This is a genomic window from Herbaspirillum sp. Her4 (assembly GCF_057961335.1).
This window is the reverse complement of the sequence record NZ_CM176330.1, coordinates 49,593-67,412: the sequence shown is the minus strand read 5'-3', so window position 1 is coordinate 67,412 and position 17,820 is coordinate 49,593. Positions and strand designations below refer to the sequence as shown.

11 protein-coding genes are annotated in these 17,820 nt (G+C 62.2%); 8 read left to right on the top strand and 3 right to left on the bottom strand.

What is annotated here, in order from left to right; all coding sequences use genetic code 11:
• Positions 1–120: 120 nt before the first annotated feature.
• Positions 121–1,188 (bottom strand): type II asparaginase, encoded by a 1,068-nt coding sequence (locus ACWFUC_RS00295; RefSeq protein WP_034329596.1) that lies wholly within the window; start codon positions 1,186–1,188, stop codon positions 121–123.
• 569 nt (positions 1,189–1,757) lie between these two features.
• Here ACWFUC_RS00295 and ACWFUC_RS00290 point away from each other — a divergent pair.
• On the top strand, positions 1,758–3,260 hold the full coding sequence (locus ACWFUC_RS00290; protein WP_134134402.1) for an AMP nucleosidase: 1,503 nt from the start codon (positions 1,758–1,760) through the stop codon (positions 3,258–3,260).
• 82 nt (positions 3,261–3,342) lie between these two features.
• Here ACWFUC_RS00290 and ACWFUC_RS00285 read toward each other — a convergent pair whose 3' ends face one another.
• Entirely contained in the window at positions 3,343–4,563 is a 1,221-nt protein-coding gene (locus ACWFUC_RS00285) for an MFS transporter (RefSeq protein WP_489623789.1), read from the bottom strand.
• A gap of 117 nt (positions 4,564–4,680) precedes the next feature.
• On the opposite strand from ACWFUC_RS00285, the gene ACWFUC_RS00280 reads away from it, so the two are divergent.
• On the top strand, positions 4,681–5,544 hold the full coding sequence (locus ACWFUC_RS00280) for a LysR substrate-binding domain-containing protein (RefSeq protein ID WP_121045819.1): 864 nt from the start codon (positions 4,681–4,683) through the stop codon (positions 5,542–5,544).
• Between the two features lie 368 nt (positions 5,545–5,912).
• Here ACWFUC_RS00280 and nhaR read toward each other — a convergent pair whose 3' ends face one another.
• Positions 5,913–6,854, bottom strand: coding sequence for a transcriptional activator NhaR (gene nhaR, locus ACWFUC_RS00275; RefSeq protein WP_489623788.1), 942 nt, complete (start codon positions 6,852–6,854; stop codon positions 5,913–5,915).
• Between the two features lie 176 nt (positions 6,855–7,030).
• Here nhaR and ACWFUC_RS00270 point away from each other — a divergent pair, with 176 nt between their 5' ends.
• The 6 genes from ACWFUC_RS00270 (at position 7,031) to ACWFUC_RS00245 (ending at position 17,770) form a co-directional block, all read left to right on the top strand.
• Positions 7,031–7,348, top strand: a complete 318-nt coding sequence (locus ACWFUC_RS00270) for a TFIIB-type zinc ribbon-containing protein (RefSeq protein ID WP_489623787.1) — start codon at positions 7,031–7,033, stop codon at positions 7,346–7,348.
• A 65-nt stretch (positions 7,349–7,413) separates the two neighbouring features.
• Positions 7,414–8,391, top strand: a complete 978-nt coding sequence (locus tag ACWFUC_RS00265) for a TerC family protein (protein ID WP_121045822.1) — start codon at positions 7,414–7,416, stop codon at positions 8,389–8,391.
• Positions 8,392–8,573: 182 nt separating this feature from the next.
• Complete coding sequence (locus ACWFUC_RS00260) at positions 8,574–9,305, top strand: REP-associated tyrosine transposase (protein ID WP_489623786.1); 732 nt, start codon at positions 8,574–8,576, stop codon at positions 9,303–9,305.
• Positions 9,306–9,490: 185 nt separating this feature from the next.
• Positions 9,491–14,167 carry a glutamate synthase-related protein gene (locus tag ACWFUC_RS00255; RefSeq protein ID WP_039784111.1) on the top strand — a complete coding sequence of 1,559 codons (4,677 nt, stop codon included), beginning with the start codon at positions 9,491–9,493 and terminating at the stop codon, positions 14,165–14,167.
• A gap of 108 nt (positions 14,168–14,275) precedes the next feature.
• A complete protein-coding gene (locus tag ACWFUC_RS00250; RefSeq protein ID WP_121045824.1) occupies positions 14,276–15,739 on the top strand; it encodes a glutamate synthase subunit beta in 1,464 nt (487 codons plus the stop codon).
• A 231-nt stretch (positions 15,740–15,970) separates the two neighbouring features.
• Positions 15,971–17,770: a M61 family metallopeptidase gene (locus ACWFUC_RS00245; protein ID WP_489623785.1), complete on the top strand. Its 1,800-nt coding sequence runs from the start codon at positions 15,971–15,973 to the stop codon at positions 17,768–17,770.
• The last annotated feature ends 50 nt before the right edge of the window (positions 17,771–17,820 follow it).

Genomic DNA, 17,820 nt, shown 5'->3' with positions numbered 1-17,820 from the left:
CTCTACAGAGTGAGGCCTGCCGTGCTTGGTTCCTGCGCAAAAAAAGCCCGCTGCACGGGCAGCGGGCTTTCGGACTGATTGATGCTGGGTCCGGCGGACAGGGCCGCCGGACCGGCAGGATCAGTACTCCCAGAACATCTTCTGGATTTCCTTGCTGTCGGTGGTCTTGGTCAGGGCCAGCATCAGCAGGATGCGCGCCTTCTGCGGGTTCAGCGTATCCGAGACCACGAAGTCCAGCTTGTCGTCGTCAGCTTCGCCGTTGCGCGCCACGATGCCCTGGCCGACGCGGCTCGAACGCACGATCACGACGCCCTTCTTGCGGGCCTCGGTCAGCGATGGCACCACGGTGTTGTTCAGGCTGCCGTCACCCACGCCGGCGTGGATGATGCCTTGCGCACCTGCGGCCACGAAGGCGTTCAGGGCGATCGGGTTCATGTTGGCGTAGCCGTAGACGATGTCCACTTGCGGCAGCTTGTCCAGGTTCATGATGTCGAACGGGGTGTCGGCCGTGTTCTTGCGGGTGGACTGGCGATAGAAGTAAGGCTTGCTGCCCTGGATGTAGCCCAGGAAGCCCAGTTCCGGCGTCTTGAAGGTGTCCATGGTGGAGGTGTTGGTCTTGGTGACTTCACGGCCAGCATTGATCTGGTCGTTCAGGGTCACCAGCACGCCCTTGCCGACGGCTTCCTTGGAGCCGGCCAGCAGCACGGCGTTGTACAGGTTGATCGGGCCGTCAGCGCTGATGGCGGTGGAGGGGCGCATCGCGCCCACGATCACCACCGGCTTCTTGCTCTTGACCACCAGGTCCAGGAAGTAGGCGGTTTCTTCGATGGTATCGGTGCCGTGGGTGATGACGATGCCATCGACGTCACTCTGCGCCAGCAGGGTGTTGACGCGCTTGGCCAGCTTCAACCAGGCGTCGTTGTTCATGTTCTCGCTGGCGATCTGCATGACCTGCTCGCCGCGCACGTTGGCGACCTTCTTGAGTTCGGGAACGGCTGCGATGAGCGCATCCACGCCGACCTTGGCGGCGGTGTAGCCGACAGTGGTGGTGCTGGTGGCACCGGTGCCGGCGATGGTGCCGCCGGTGGCCAGGATGACCACGTTGGGCAGGTTTTGTGCTTGTGCGGCTGCGGCCGCGGCCAGGCAGAGCAGGACCAGCATCTGCTGGAAGATTTTTCTGATGAACATGTTTGCCTCTGAACGAGTGGTTGAATGGATTTTCTTAGTTTTATTGGTAGCCTTGCGAAGATGTCTCACGTCTTGCCGCGCGATCTCATCCCGCCAAAAGCGCCGACACGATAGCACCGGCTCGCCTGGCAATCAAAGGTTTTTTTATCGGGTGAGAAAGCCGCATGGGGCGGGCCTTTGCGACGGGGGTGCACGCACGTTTGGTGCGTTTTGGACCGGTTGGGGTGATCGAAAAGGGAAAAAAGACCCGCAACTGACAGCGCGCTGACGCAGGTGGCCGGGGTGCGCCGGCGCAGGGCTGGCGGGCAGGGAAGGCGCGCTTGAAAAAATAAGTAAATCGCGCCGAAGAACTCGGAAGATATCACCGAATCAGAGTGCAGCAAAGCCTGACAAGCGCGGCATTGTCCTGCTTGATCGCGGCATGGCGCAGCTGCGTGGAAAGCAGCGCTCTCAGGTAAGATGGTGCCGCGCACAAGTTCTTTCGATGAATGACCGGTCCAACCGGCCGCGCCGCCCCAGCGCATTGGCTGTCACACCGGTGCGGCGCGCGGCAATGATGGAGAACCACGATGTTTGCCACAGAAAAATTCACCAACCCCGAAGCCGCCTATGCGCGCGTGCTGGAGATCTACGAACACAACACGGCCATTCTGCGCGATGCCTTCCGCCAGTTCTCCAGCGGCCAGGGGATGCCGCAGCGGGTGCGTGCCTGCTATCCCTTCGTGCGCATCACCACCGAAAAATCCACCCATACCGATACCCGCCAGTCCTTCGGGTTCGTGGCCGGTCCCGGCTGCTACGAGACCACGCTCACGCGTCCCAAGCTGTTCCATCAATACCTGCTGGCGCAATTCAAGCTGGTGCTGCAGAACCATGAGGTGCCGCTGGAAGTGGGCGTGAGCGAGCTGCCGATCCCGGTGCACTTCGCCTTCCCCGAAGGCATACACGTGGAAGGCAGCCTGGACCCGGAACACCTGCGCACGCTGCCCGATTACTTCGACCTGCCCGACCTGGCGACCATGGATGACCGCATCGCCAACGGCACCTATGAAGTGGACAACGGTGCCTGGCGCGAAGGGCCGCATCCGCTGGCGCTGTTCACCGGGCCGCGCATCGATTACTCGCTGCATCGCCTGCGCCATTACACGGCGACCTCGCCGGACCAGTTCCAGCGCTACGTGCTCTTCACCAACTACGCTTTCTACGTCGATGAGTTCGTGCGCCTGGGCCGGCGCCTGATGGAGCCGACCGATGATCCGGATGAACTGGCCTATCGCCGCCAGTACACTGCCTTCGTCGAGCCCGGTAATGTCACCACCTGGAGTGCCAACCAGACCGGTACAGAGACCAGGCCAGTTTCCGGTGTGGCACCAGCACGGCAGCCGCAGATGCCGGCCTATCACCTGCAGCGTGCCGATGGTAGCGGCATCACCCTGGTCAATATCGGCGTGGGCCCGTCCAATGCCAAGACGGTGACCGACCATGTGGCCGTCTTGCGTCCGCATGGCTGGCTGATGCTGGGCCACTGCGCCGGCCTGTCGGCCTCGCAGCGCATGGGTGATTACGTGCTGGCGCATGCCTATGTGCGGGACGATCACGTGCTCGATGACGACCTGCCGCTGTGGGTGCCGATCCCGGCGCTGGCTGAAGTGCAGCTGGCCTTGCAGGATGCGGTGGCCAGCATCACCCAGCTCGATGGCTATGAGTTGAAGCGCATCATGCGTACCGGCACCGTGGCCTCGGTCGATGACCGCAACTGGGAACTGCGCGACCATCGCATGCCGCTGCTGCGCTTCTCGCAGAGCCGCGCCATCGCACTGGACATGGAAAGCGCGACGGTGGCGGCCAACGGTTTCCGCTTCCGGGTGCCCTACGGCACGCTGTTGTGTGTCTCGGACAAGCCGCTGCACGGTGAGATCAAGCTGCCCGGCATGGCCAATACCTTCTACGAGCAGCGCGTGGCGCAGCACTTGCAGATCGGCATTCGCGCGCTGGAGCTGTTGCGCAACAATGGCATCGAGCAGGTGCACAGCCGCAAGCTGCGCAGCTTCGCGGAGCCGGCCTTCCGCTGATCTACATTGCTGGTGGCTGCAAGGACGAACGCCCGCGACAGTCGATGTCGCGGGCGTTTTTGTTGGTGGGTAGCGAAGCGGATCAGCGCGGCAGGCGATGCGTGATCGTGAGTCGATAGTAGAGTCCCGCACCGATGAGCAGCGTCACCGCCGCCACGCACAGTGAGGGCGTGAAGGAGCCGCTGCCGTGCACCAGGGCCGTGGCCAGTGGCGGGCCGGCGATCTGGCCGATGCCGTAGGCAGCGGTCATCAGGGCCATCAGGCTGCTGGCCTGTTCGCGCCGCAGGCGGCGTGCTTCGCGCATGCCGAACAGGGTAATGGCGGTAAAGGGCAGACCGAGCAGCAGACAGCTCAACGCAAAGCCGGGTGCAGTGGGGAACAGGATCGACACCAGCACTCCCGCCGCCTGCATCAGGTAAGCCCCGGTCAGCAGCAGGCGCTGGTCGCCCTGCACCGACAGCCGCGTGGCGCTGAAGGCCCCGGCCGCCACCGACAAGCCGAAGATGGGCCAGAAATAATCCGGCCACACCGAGCCCGGCAGCGCCTGGCGCGCGATCACCGGCAGGAAGGTGGCGGTGATGATATATCCGAATCCGGCGATGCCGTAGGCAATCACCTGGATCATCACTTCCCGCTTCCGGCTCGCCGATTCCGGGACCGGAGCCTGTGCTGCATTGCTGTCATGCGGATGCACGTTGAGACCGCGCCCGGCATCGAAGCTGAACGACTTCCACACCAATGCCGTGAGCCCCAGCGCGATCACGCCGAAGGCAATCCAGCCGCCCGCCGCCAGCCAGCCAGCCGCGATCATGGGGCCCGAGAGCAGGCCGGTCAGCGCGATGCCCAGGCCGGGACCACAGAAGATCACGCCGCCCAGTTCGGGACGGCCCAGCTGCGTCAGTTGCTGCAGGCACCAGCCGGCGGTATAGACGAACACATAGGCGCTGGCCACGCCGGAGAGAAAGCGCATCCACAGCCAGATCCAGTCCTGATGCAGCACGCCCATGCCCAGCGTCAGCAGGATGGTCACCACCAGCCCGGCGCGCAGCATGGCCACGCCGCGCTTGCTGCGATGGAAGGCGCACAGCATGGCACCGGCGAAGTAGCCCAGGTAATTGGCAGTGGCCAGCCAGCCGCCCATCTGCAGCGAGAGGCTGCCTTCATGCAGCATCATCGGCAGCAGCGGCGTGAAGGCGAAACGGCCGATGCCCATCGCCACCGACAGGGCCACCATGCCGGACAGGCAGACTTTCCAGGCCAGCGCGTGAAGGGAGGCGCTGGGGTGTGAGGCGGGCTGGGTCATGGGCAAGCGCAAAGGCGTGAGGTGAACAGGGGTCTATGCTATCGTCTTTCAGTCATTCCAAAAAATGAATAATCGGGATGACTTCATCTTGATTCGAGAACATCCACTGGAGCAGCCATGGAACTGGCCGAACTGGAAATCTTCCGCACCGTCGTCGCCGAAGGCGGCGTGACCCGCGCCGCCGAGCGGCTCAACCGGGTGCAGTCCAATGTCACCACGCGCATCAAGCAGCTGGAGCAATCCATCGGCGTGCCGCTGTTCGTGCGCGACCGCAAGCGGCTGGTACTCACTGCCTCGGGCGAAGCCCTGCTGGATTACGCCGAGCGCATCCTCGACCTGGTGCAGGAGGCGCGCGAGGTGGTGTCGCCGCAGAATCCGCGTGGCCGCCTGCGCATCGGCTCCATGGAAAGCGCCGCCGCCAGCCGCTTGCCGGCCCCCTTGGCCGAATTCCACCAGCGCTGGCCCGAAGTGCGGCTGGAACTGTCGACCGGCCCGACCGACGTACTGATCGCCGGGGTGCGCGCCGGCAAGCTGGATGCGGCGCTGGTGGCCGGGCCCATCGAGGATGGCGCCCTGTCCGCGACACCGCTGTACAAGGAAGAACTGCTGCTGGTGACGCCGCGCAGCCATCGCAGGGTGCGCTCGCCCGAGGATGTGATGCTGGATACCCTGATCGTCTTCGAGCAGGGCTGCGCCTACCGCCGCCATGCAGAAAGCTGGTTCGCCGGCCAAGGCAAGGGCGGGGTGCCGGTACGCACGCTGGAACTGGCCTCCTATCACGCCATCTTGGCCTGCGTGGCGGCAGGTGCCGGGGTGGCGGTGGTGCCGCGTTCGGTGATCGCGATGCAGATGGAACCGCACGGATTTGCCACCCATTCGCTGGGCCGCGATGGCCGCGTGACCACCTTCCTGATCAGCCGGCGGGAACGCAGCTCGGCTTCACTGCTGGCCTTGCGCTCTTTACTTGTGGCAAGTCTTTGATATATTGGACTCATACCGGATTGTTTTGATATGAACCTCCACGCCACAAATATGTTTGCGGTTGCAGCATATGAAGAGGGTGTAACCATTTGTAAAAACGGCTGCGACAGCTCGGCTATTTCCCTATATTGAAGTTCCCCCTCCATTCTCCCCCCCGAGAATGGGATTTACCCCACGACTCGCAAGGGCCGTGGGGTTTTTCTTTTGTACCGCGTTTTTTCATCCCATTTTCAGCCCTGCATTTCCCGTCATTTACGACTGCACTGGTATGACGAGTTAGTTTGCCACATGTGTGCAAGGGATATGTACCAAGGTGCATATATTTTCGTTTTTTTCCGCATCCTGCATGTTTGTGCCCGCCGGTCTCATCACCGGGTCCCGGTCTTGCCGTCGGGCCGGGGTGGCGTGCTGCCCACGATGAGGTTGCCACGCGCCGCCGTCTGGATCGCCAGCACGGCGGGATGGCTCAGCCTGCGTTCGACCGAGATCGCATAGAACTGCTCGCGGATGGCGTCGGCCTTGCCGATCTCCACCAGTCCATATTGCTTGCGGATCTGCCCGGCAATCGCCGTGGGGGCCGCAAAGATGCCCGCGCCGGCGTCGCCGAAGGCCAGCAGCAGGGCTCCATCGTCGAATTCCCCTGTGATCTGTGGGCGGATGCCTTCCTTCTCGAACCAGCGCAGCAGGCGCGGACGCACCGCCGCATCTTCCCCTGGCATCAGGAAGGGCGCGGCATCGAGGCTCTGCGGAAAGCCCTTGCGATAGCGCCTGGCCAGTTCGGGCGTGGCAAAGAAGCTGGTATCGCATTCGCCCAGCAGGTGGTGGTAGCCGCGCACGTCCACATTGGGCGGCATCGGGCTGTCGGCGATGATGATGTCCAGCTTGTGGATGGCCAGGTCGGCCAGCAGTACGTCCAGCTTGCCTTCGCGGCAGATGATGCGGATCGGGTCCTGCATCGCCAGTGCGCTTTCCAGCAGCAGGTAGGCAATCGCCTTGGGCACGGCATCGGCCACGCCCACGCGCAGTTGCAGCGTGCGTCCGCCGGGGCGCAGGCGCAGGGCTTCTTCCAGCTCCTCGCCGAGGCTGAAGATGCGTTCGGCGTAATCGAACACCATGCGGCCTTCATCATTGAGTTCCAACCGCCGGCCCACTCGCTTGAAGAGCTTGTAGCCCAGGGATTCCTCGAACAGGCTGATCTGGCCACTGATGGTCTGCGCGGTCAGGTGCAGCCGCTCGCTGGCGCGCGCCACGCCGCCGGTCTTGGCGACCGTCCAGAAATAGTGGAGATGCTTGTAGTTGAGGCTGGCCATGGGCTGCTTCCTGGTTGCGGGGCGATTGCAATACTTCGGTTTTTCCGAAGTATTATCTCAAAATATTCGAATTTTCATTCAGTCTGGTTTGGCCTACAGTAGCGCCTTGTCAGGTGCGGTGGGGAGTTGTCGCCGTGCCGGGTATCGTTGCCAACGCTGAATGAAGGAGAAGCCTGATGAAATGTCCCGTTTGCACAGTGCACAACCTGCTGATCTCGGAACGTCAGGGCATCGAGATCGATTATTGCCCCCAATGTCGGGGTGTGTGGCTGGATCGCGGCGAGCTGGACAAGCTCATCGAACGATCGGCCGCCAGCCAGGTGAGCGCCCCTGCTCCGGTACAGGCAGCGCGGACGCCCATGCCGCCTGCGCCGCACACGTCACCGATGCCGCCGCAGGGCGGGTACGATGCCCGCTATGGTCGCAGTGGCCATGGATATGAATACAAGCGCAAGAAAAAAGGCTTCCTGGGTGAAATCTTCGACTTCGATTGAAGATTTTTTACCAAAACCGATAACCGAGCCCGCCGCCGGCGGGTGAACAAGAAGAGAGGTATGACGTGAACGGTGTAGAGAGTTTCGCAAGCCTGCCCATGTGGATAGGTTTCATCGTCTTCGTGCTGGGGATGCTGGCCGTGGACATGTTTGCCCTGGGTGGCCGCAACGCCCACCGGGTGTCGCCCAGGGAGGCGTTGAGCTGGTCGGTGGTATGGGTGTCGCTGGCCTTCCTGTTCGCCGGCCTGATGTGGTGGTACCTCGATGCCAACGTCGGCCGCGAGTTCGCCAACCAGAAGGGCGCCGAGTTCCTCTCCGGTTACCTGATCGAGAAGGCGCTGTCGGTCGACAACATCTTCGTGTTCCTGATGATCTTCAGCTACTTCGCCGTGCCGGCTGAAATGCAGCGCCGCGTGCTGCTGTACGGCGTCATCGGTGCCATCGTCATGCGGGCCGTGATGATTTTGCTGGGTGCCTGGATGATCGCGCAGTTCAGCTGGATCCTGTACGTGTTCGGTGCCTTCCTGGTGTTCACTGGCATCAAGATGCTGATCTTTGCCGACAAGGAAGCTGATCTGGGTGACAACCCGCTGCTGCGCTGGCTGCGCGGCCATATGAAGATCAGTGACAACTATGACGGCGAAAACTTCACCACCCGCATCAATGGCGTGCGCTATTTCACCCCGCTGATGCTGGTGCTGCTGCTGATCGAGATTTCCGACGTGATTTTCGCGGTGGACAGCATCCCGGCGATCTTCGCCATCACCAAGGATCCGTTCATCGTCTTCACCTCGAACATGTTCGCCATCATGGGTCTGCGTGCGCTGTACTTCCTGCTGGCTGATTCGGCAGAGCGCTTCCACCTGCTCAAGTATGGCCTGGCGCTGGTGCTGCTGTTCGTGGGCGGCAAGATGCTGGCGTCCTACTGGTTCCACGTGCCGGTGCTGGTCTCGCTGTCCATCGTCGGTGCCATCCTGGTGATCTCCATCATCGCCAGCCTGGTCCTGACCAAGGGCAAGGACAAGGAAACCACGGCGGTATAAGCGGCTTTGATGGAGATGTGAACAATTCAACGTGGGGCTTGACCGGCTGGAGCGATCTGGCCGGTTTTTTTATGCGCGAGTGAACGAATTGGATAAAACGATGCAAATTCGGCATCGCGCGTTTATTGGGGACGGAGTGCATTAGAATGTCTGCTCCACTCAACCGGTTTGCAGCGTCTGCCATGGCCCGCCTTCCCCGACTCGTCGTTCCGCACCAGCCGCACCACATCATCCAGCGTGGCCATGACGGCCTGTCCATCTTCCGTGATGCTGATGACCATCTGGCCTTCCTCGGCTGGCTCAAGGAGGCTGCAAGGCAATTCAAGGTGGCCGTCCATGCCTATGTGCTCATGCCGGATCACCTGCACCTGCTGGCTACTCCGGCCGACGATCAAGGCCTGGCACGGATGATGCAATGGATCGGACGTCACTACGTCCCGTATTTCAACCAGAAGCATGGACGCAGCGGCACGCTGTGGCAGGGGCGTTACCGCGCCACCGTCATCGACCCCGAGCTCTACCTGCTGGCCATCTGCCGATACATCGAGCTCAACCCGGTGCGCAATGGCCTGGTGGCCAGCCCGGGGGATTATCCGTGGTCCAGCTACATGCATCACATCGGGGCCAAGCAGGATGGGCTGATCACCGACCATCCTCAATATTGGTCGATTGGCAACACTCCCTTCGATCGTGAGATCGCTTATCGCCAGCTCACCGAAGAAGGACTGGCGCGCGCCGAAGTGGAGCGCATCACCGATGCCACGCTCAAGGGTTGGGCGCTGGGTTCGGAAGATTTCAAGCAGGGGCTGGAGCGCCAGACCCACCGGCGCGTCAGTCCGGCCAAGCGTGGCCGTCCCGCCATCGTTCGCATTGCGGGCGAGGCGGATGAAGTATCCGTCCGGCAAGAATCGTAAGCTTTCAAAAATAAGTCCTTTTAATCAAGGACTTGAATCTGCATTGCTTCACTGTGTCCCCATTAAAAAAATCCTGAAAATCTTGGGGATTTTAATTACACTCAGACCCTAATTATTTTCATTGAACTATTGGGTGCAGTGCACTATTCTTCAAATCCTTACTGTCAATGTGGTGGAGTACCGTTATGCACGCGCAAGGCCTTTACGACCCAGCAAATGAACATGACGCCTGTGGCGTCGGTTTCATCGCCCACATCAAGGGCAAGAAAACCCATTCCATCGTTGACCAGGGTTTGCTCATCCTGAAGAACCTGGATCACCGGGGTGCTGTCGGTGCCGACCCGTTGATGGGTGACGGTGCCGGTATCCTGATCCAGATCCCCGACCAGTATTACCGTGAAGAGATGGCCAAGCAGGGCGTGGACCTGCCGCCGCCCGGTGAATACGGCGTGGGCATGGTCTTCCTGCCGAAGGAAAACGCCTCCCGCATTGCCTGTGAACAGGAAATCGAACGCGCGGTGCTGGCCGAAGGCCAGATCGTGCTGGGCTGGCGCGATGTGCCGGTGGACCGCGACATGCCGATGTCGCCGACCGTACGCGAAAAAGAGCCGGTGATCCGCCAGATCTTCATCGGCCGCGGCCCCGACGTGATGGTCACCGACGCGCTGGAACGCAAGCTGTACGTGATCCGCAAGTCCTCCGGCCACGCCATCCAGGCCCTGAACCTGCTGCACGGCAAGGAATTCTTCGTGCCCTCGATGTCGGCCCGTACCGTGGTCTACAAGGGCCTGCTGCTGGCCGACCAGGTCGGCGTGTACTACAAGGACCTGCAGGACGAGCGCTGTGTTTCCGCGCTGGCCCTGGTGCACCAGCGCTTCTCCACCAACACCTTCCCGGAATGGCCGCTGGCCCACCCGTACCGCCTGATCGCCCACAACGGTGAAATCAACACCGTCAAGGGCAACTTCAACTGGATGCGCGCCCGCGAAGGCGTGATGCAGTCGGCCGTGCTGGGTTCGGACCTGAAGAAACTGTTCCCGCTGATCTATGAAGGCCAGTCCGATACCGCCAGCTTCGACAACGCGCTGGAACTGCTGGTCATGGCCGGCTATCCGCTGCCGCAGGCGATGATGATGATGGTTCCCGAAGCCTGGGAAAACCACACCTCGATGGACGACAACCGCCGCGCCTTCTACGAATACCACGCCGCCATGATGGAACCGTGGGACGGCCCCGCTGCGCTGGCCTTCACCGACGGCCGCCACATCGGCGGCACGCTGGACCGCAACGGCCTGCGTCCGGCGCGCTACATCGTCACCGATGACGACCTGGTGGTGATGGCTTCGGAATCCGGCGTGCTGCCCATTCCCGAGTCCAAGATCATCCAGAAGTGGCGCCTGCAGCCGGGCAAGATGTTCCTGATCGACCTGGATGCCGGCCGCATCATCGACGACAAGGAACTGAAGGACACCTACGCCAACGCCAAGCCCTACAAGCAGTGGATCAACTCGGTACGCGTCAAGCTGGACGAGTTGAAGGAAGAGCCGCGCCAGCCGTCCTCGTCCCTGAAGCTCTTGGACCTGCAGCAGGTCTTCGGCTACACCCAGGAAGACGTCAAGTTCCTGATGGCCCCCATGGCCAGCGGTGGCGAGGAAGCCATCGGCTCCATGGGCAATGACTCGCCGCTGGCGGTCATGTCCAACAAGAACAAGCCGCTGTACAACTACTTCCGCCAGCTGTTCGCGCAGGTGACCAACCCGCCGATCGATCCGATCCGCGAAGCGCTGGTCATGTCGCTGGTGTCCTTCATCGGCCCCAAGCCCAACCTGCTGGACACCAACAACATCAACCCGCCGATGCGCCTGGAAGTGTCGCAGCCGGTGCTGGACTATGACGACATCGCCAAGCTGCGCAACATCAGCGCGCACAGCGGCGGCAAGTTCAAGTCCTACGAACTGAACATCTGCTACCCCGTCGCCTGGGGCAAGGAAGGCATCGAAGCGCGCCTGGCTTCGCTGTGCGCCAAGGCCGTGGATGCGGTCAAGTCGGGCCACAACATCCTGATCATCTCGGACCGCAAGGTCGATGCCGACCAGCTGCCGATCCCGGCACTGCTGGCCACCTCGGCCATCCACCAGCACCTGGTCAGCAAGGGCCTGCGCACCTCCACCGGCCTGGTGGTGGAAACCGGTTCGGCCCGCGAAACGCACCACTTCGCCCTGCTGGCAGGCTATGGCGCCGAAGCGATTCACCCGTACCTGGCCATGGACACGCTGGCCGATCTGGCCAAGGGTCTGCCGGGCGACCTGTCGCCTGAGAAGGCCATCTACAACTTCCAGAAGGCGGTCGGCAAGGGCCTGCTGAAGGTCATGTCCAAGATGGGCATCTCGACCTACATGTCCTACTGCGGCGCGCAGATCTTCGAAGCCATCGGCCTGTCGAAGGCACTGGTGGACAAGTACTTCAAGGGCACCGCGTCCAACGTCGAAGGCATCGGCGTGTTCGAAGTGGCCGAAGAAGCGCTGCGCCTGCACACCGCCGCCTTCAGCGCCGACCCGGTGCTGGCCAACGCACTGGACGCCGGTGGCGAATACGCCTTCCGCATCCGTGGCGAAGAGCACATGTGGACCCCGGACGCGATCGCCAAGCTGCAGCACTCGACCCGTTCGAACAGCTACAACACCTACAAGGAATACGCCCAGATCATCAACGACCAGTCCAAGCGCCACATGACGCTGCGCGGCCTGTTCGAGTTCAAGATCGACCCCTCCAAGGCGATCTCGATCGATGAAGTGGAACCGGCCAAGGAAATCGTCAAGCGCTTCGCCACCGGTGCCATGTCGCTGGGCTCGATCTCGACCGAAGCCCACGCCACGCTGGCCATCGCGATGAACCGCATCGGCGGCAAGTCCAACACCGGTGAAGGTGGCGAGGACGTCAACCGTTATCGCAACGAGTTGAAGGGCATCCCCATCAAGCAAGGTGCGACCCTGGCGTCCGAAATCGGCAAGGAACACATCGAAGTCGACATTCCCCTGCTGGAAGGCGACTCGCTGCGCTCGCGCATCAAGCAGGTGGCCTCGGGCCGTTTCGGCGTCTCCGCCGAATACCTGATCTCGGCTGACCAGATCCAGATCAAGATGGCCCAGGGTGCCAAGCCTGGCGAAGGCGGCCAGCTGCCCGGCCACAAGGTCTCGGAATACATCGCCAAGCTGCGTGTGTCGGTGCCGGGCGTGGGCCTGATCTCGCCGCCGCCGCACCATGACATCTACTCCATCGAGGATCTGGCCCAACTGATCCACGACCTGAAGAACGTCAACCCGCGCGCTTCCATCTCGGTCAAGCTGGTCTCCGAAGTGGGTGTCGGTACCGTTGCTGCCGGTGTGGCCAAGGCCAAGTCGGATCACGTGGTCATCGCCGGTCACGATGGCGGTACCGGTGCTTCGCCGCTGTCCTCGATCAAGCACGCCGGTTCCCCGTGGGAACTGGGCCTGGCGGAAACCCAGCAGACCCTGGTCCTGAACGGCCTGCGCAACCGCATCCGCGTGCAGGCTGACGGCCAGATGAAGACCGGCCGTGACGTCGTCATTGGCGCCATGCTGGGCGCGGACGAATTCGGTTTCGCCACCGCACCGCTGGTGGTCGAAGGCTGCATCATGATGCGCAAGTGCCACCTGAACACCTGCCCGGTGGGCGTGGCTACGCAAGATCCGGTGCTGCGCGCCAAGTTCTCCGGCAAGCCGGAACACGTGGTCAACTTCTTCTTCTTCATCGCTGAAGAAGCGCGCCAGATCATGGCCCAGCTGGGCATTCGCAAGTTCGACGAACTGATCGGCCGCGCCGACCTGCTGGACCGTTCCAAGGCCATCGCGCACTGGAAGGCCAAGGGCCTGGACTTCAGCCGCATCTTCCACCAGCCCGAATCGAACCTGCCGGTGTACCACACCGACGTGCAAGACCACGGCCTGGACAAGGCACTGGACCACAAGCTGATCGCGCAAGCCAAGATCGCGCTGGAGAAGGGCGAGAAGGTTTCGTTCATCTCCCCGATCAAGAACCTCAACCGTACCGTCGGCGCCATGCTCTCGGGTGAAGTGGCCAAGCGTTACGGCGATGAAGGCCTGCCGGACGACACCATCCACATCCAGCTGCAAGGTACCGCAGGCCAGTCCGCTGGCGCCTTCCTGGCCAAGGGCGTGACCCTGGACCTGGTCGGCGAAGGCAACGACTACGTCGGCAAGGGCTTGTCGGGTGGCCGCATCATCGTGCGTCCCAACACCGAGTTCCGTGGCCGTGCGGTGGACAACATGATTTCCGGCAATACCGTCCTGTACGGTGCCATCAGCGGTGAAGCCTTCATCAACGGCGTAGCCGGCGAGCGTTTCGCCGTGCGCAACTCCGGTGCCACTGCAGTGGTGGAAGGCACCGGCGACCACGGTTGCGAATACATGACCGGCGGCACCGTAGTGGTGCTGGGCAACACCGGCCGCAACTTCGCAGCGGGCATGTCGGGTGGTATCGCCTATGTGTATGACCCGGAAGGCGATTTCGCCGGCAAGTGCAATACCTCGATGGTCAGCCTGGAGAAGGTCCTGTCCGACACCGAGCAGGAGCAGACCCTGGGCCGCGACATCTGGCACAGCCTGCTGCGCGGTGGCGAACGCCAGACCGACGAAGCCATCCTGCGCGGCTTGATTGAACGCCACTTCAAGTACACCGGCAGCACGCGTGCGCGCTACCTGCTGGATAACTGGGCGGCGTCGCGCGCCAAGTTCGTCAAGGTGTTCCCGACCGAGTACAAGCGTGCGCTGGCCGAACTGGCCGCCGCTGCCGAAACGAAGAAGGAAAAGGTCGCTGCCTGATTTTCAGCCAGGCATCAATCGGACTAATCAATCAAGCACGCCGGCGGGCGTGGCGCGAAAAGTGAAGAGCGCCGCCCGCCGCATCCTTAGCGAGAATGTGAGAGGAAAATGGGAAAAGCAACCGGTTTCATGGAGTACCAGCGCCTGAAAGAGGCCAGCGAGGCACCTGCCGCGCGTACCAAGCATTACAAGGAATTCGTCCTGCACCTGAGCGACGCTGACGCCAAGATCCAGGGCGCGCGTTGCATGGACTGCGGCATCCCCTTCTGCAACAACGGCTGCCCGGTCAACAACATCATTCCCGACTGGAATGACCTGGTTTATCGCGGCAACTACAAGGAAGCCCTGGACACCCTGCACCAGACCAACAACTTCCCCGAGTTCACCGGCCGCATCTGCCCGGCACCCTGCGAAGCCGCCTGCACCCTGGGCATCAACAATGACGCCGTAGGCATCAAGTCGATCGAGCACTTCATCATCGACAAGGGCTGGGAAAACGGCTGGGTCGTGCCGCAACCTGCTGCGGTCAAGACCGGCAAGAAGGTCGCCGTGGTCGGCTCCGGTCCTGCCGGCCTGGCCGCTGCCCAGCAGCTGGCGCGCGCCGGTCACGACGTGACCGTCTTTGAAAAGAATGATCGCGTCGGCGGCCTGCTGCGTTATGGCATCCCCGACTTCAAGATGGAAAAGTCGCACATCGACCTGCGCGTCGAACAGATGAAGGCCGAAGGCGTGAGCTTCCGTACCGGCGTGTTCGTCGGCAAGGAATTCCCCGAGACCGTCAACAACTGGTCCAAGGAAAGCGTCACCCCGGAAGAGCTGAAGAAGGAATTCGACGCCGTCGTGATCGCTGGTGGTGCGGAATCCCCGCGTGACCTGCCGGTGCCGGGCCGCGAACTGAAGGGCGTGCATTTCGCCATGGACTTCCTGCCGTTGCAGAACAAGGTCAATGCCGGCGACAAGCTCAAGAGCCAGATCATGGCTACCGGCAAGAACGTGGTCGTCATCGGCGGTGGCGACACCGGCTCCGACTGCGTCGGTACCTCCAACCGTCACGGTGCGGCTTCGGTGACCCAGTTCGAACTGATGCCGCAACCGCCGGAATCCGAAAACAAGCCGCTGGTCTGGCCCTACTGGCCGATCAAGCTGCGTACCTCTTCCTCGCACGAAGAAGGTTGCGCACGTGATTTCGCGGTGACCACCAAGCGCCTGGAAGGCAAGGGCGGCAAGGTCGAGAAGCTGATCGCGGCGCGCGTCGAGTTCAAGGACGGCAAGATGGTCGAAGTGCCCGATTCGGAATTCGAGATCAAGGCTGACCTGGTGCTGCTGGCCATGGGCTTCGTCTCGCCGGTGCAGCAGGTGCTCGATGCCTTCGGTGTCGAGAAGGATGCACGCGGCAATGCCAAGGCCACGACCGATGGCGAAGGCTGCTACAAGACGTCGGTGGACAAGGTCTTTGCTGCGGGCGACATGCGCCGTGGTCAGTCGCTGGTGGTGTGGGCGATCCGCGAAGGCCGCCAGTGCGCACGTGCGGTGGATGAATTCCTGATGGGTTCTTCGCTGCTGCCGCGCTGATTGGTCGCCTCGTACTGAACGCTGAATGATTTATATGATTTAAAAAGTATCAAGCAGTACGCAGTTTTCTGCATTTTTCGTTTGACCCTGGACCCGGATCGGCGCAAGCCGGTCCGGTTTTTTTTCGTCATGAGTTTCGTGCCATGCCTGCGCCCCAAGCCCCATGCCCTTTGGCCGCGCGTGTAAAATGGCCCATCGCCGCCTGCCGGCACCATCCCTACGCACATCGCAATGGCAACTCCGATCCGCTACCGCATCACTTCCCTCGATCCTGCCTCCCATCTCTACGACGTCAGCGTCACCGTGGATAGCCCGGCCGCTGACGGCCAGGTCTTCTCGCTGCCTGCCTGGATTCCGGGGAGCTACATGATTCGTGAATTCGGCAAGAACATCGTGCAGCTGCGTGGCGAATCCAATGGCCGCAAGGTGGCAGTGAAGAAACTGGACAAGCACACCTGGCAAGCCGCCCCCTGCAAGGGTGCGCTCACGCTGCACTATCAGGTGTATGCCTGGGACCTGTCGGTGCGCACGGCCCACCTGGACCGCACGCATGGCTTCTTCAATGGCACCAGCGTCTTCCTGGCCGCGCATGGTTTCGAGGAGGGTGAGCACGTGGTGGACATCGTTCGCCCGGAAGGGGATGACTTCAAGCGCTGGCGCGTGGCCACGGCCATGCCGGAACTCAAGGCCAGGCGCTATGGTTTCGGGACTTACGTTGCACCGAACTACGATGCGCTGATTGATCATCCGGTAGAGATCGGCGACTTTGCCCTGGCCACTTTCCAGGCGCATGGCGTGCCACACGATGTGGTCATCACGGGCCGCGTGCCCAATCTCGACCTGGCACGCCTGTGCGATGACTTGAAGAAGATCTGCGAGGCGCAGATCGCCTTCTTCGAGCCGCGCAGCAAGCGTGCCCCCATGGATCGCTATGTCTTCATGACGCTGGCCGTGGGTGACGGCTACGGTGGTCTGGAGCACCGTGCATCGACTGCGCTGATCTGCTCGCGGGCCGACCTGCCGGTCAAGGGCAAGCCGGAACAGACCGATGGCTACCGCACTTACCTGGGCTTGTGCAGCCATGAGTATTTCCACACCTGGAACGTCAAACGCATCAAGCCGGCGGTGTTCGCGCCCTACGATTTGCGTCAGGAAAATTACACCTCGCTGCTGTGGCTCTTCGAGGGCTTTACCAGTTATTACGATGACCTGTTCCTGGTCCGTACCGGGGTCATCGATCTGGACAATTACCTCAAGCTGGTCGGCAAGACGGTCACGGGCGTCCTGCGCGGCACCGGCCGCAAGAAGCAGAGCGTGGCCGAGTCCAGCTTCGATGCCTGGGTGAAGTATTACCGTCAGGATGAAAACGCCAGCAATGCCATCGTCAGCTACTACACCAAGGGCTCGCTGGTGGCGCTGGGGCTGGACCTGACCATCCGCACCCAGACCCGTGGCCGCCGTTCGCTGGATGACGTGATGCGCGGGCTGTGGACACGCTATGGCCGCGACTTCTACGACGGCAAGCAGCAGGGCGTGCCGGAAGACGAGATCCTGGCCATCATGGAAGAGTTGAGCGGCGCTGATCTCAAGCGTTTCCATGACCGTCACATCCGTGGTACCGAGGACGTGCCGCTGGTCGATCTGCTGCCCGCCTTCGGTGTGGCCTATGAGGCCAGCGTACCGGCCGACGCCAAGCCATGGCTCGGTGCGCGCATCGGCAAGGAAGGCGGCGATGCCAAGCTGGCCGCCGTCTATGAGGGCGGCCCGGCGATGCAGGCGGGTCTCTCGGCCGGCGACAAACTGGTCGCCATTGATGGCCTGCGCGTACCGGCTGCGGGCCCCGATGGTCTGCTGGCGCGCTATCGTTTCAATGACACCGTGCGCATCCACGCTTTCCGCCGTGATGAGCTCATGGAGTTCAGTCTCAGGCTCAAGTCCGATACCGCACCGCAGGTCACGCTCAAGCCGCTGGCCAAGCCGGTGGCAGTGCTGCGTCAGCGCCAGGCATGGCTCACCCTGAAGGGCCGCTGATTGGATGCGACGATGCCCGTCGCCATCCCGCCAGACGAAAAAAAACCCGC

Coding starts and splice junctions, on each gene's coding strand:
- ACWFUC_RS00295 (WP_034329596.1), bottom strand. CDS start 1,188: ATGTTCATCAGAAAAATCTTCCAGCAGATGCTGGTCCTGCTCTGCCTG.
- ACWFUC_RS00290 (WP_134134402.1), top strand. CDS start 1,758: ATGTTTGCCACAGAAAAATTCACCAACCCCGAAGCCGCCTATGCGCGC.
- ACWFUC_RS00285 (WP_489623789.1), bottom strand. CDS start 4,563: ATGACCCAGCCCGCCTCACACCCCAGCGCCTCCCTTCACGCGCTGGCC.
- ACWFUC_RS00280 (WP_121045819.1), top strand. CDS start 4,681: ATGGAACTGGCCGAACTGGAAATCTTCCGCACCGTCGTCGCCGAAGGC.
- nhaR (WP_489623788.1), bottom strand. CDS start 6,854: ATGGCCAGCCTCAACTACAAGCATCTCCACTATTTCTGGACGGTCGCC.
- ACWFUC_RS00270 (WP_489623787.1), top strand. CDS start 7,031: ATGAAATGTCCCGTTTGCACAGTGCACAACCTGCTGATCTCGGAACGT.
- ACWFUC_RS00260 (WP_489623786.1), top strand. CDS start 8,574: ATGGCCCGCCTTCCCCGACTCGTCGTTCCGCACCAGCCGCACCACATC.
- ACWFUC_RS00255 (WP_039784111.1), top strand. CDS start 9,491: ATGCACGCGCAAGGCCTTTACGACCCAGCAAATGAACATGACGCCTGT.
- ACWFUC_RS00250 (WP_121045824.1), top strand. CDS start 14,276: ATGGGAAAAGCAACCGGTTTCATGGAGTACCAGCGCCTGAAAGAGGCC.
- ACWFUC_RS00245 (WP_489623785.1), top strand. CDS start 15,971: ATGGCAACTCCGATCCGCTACCGCATCACTTCCCTCGATCCTGCCTCC.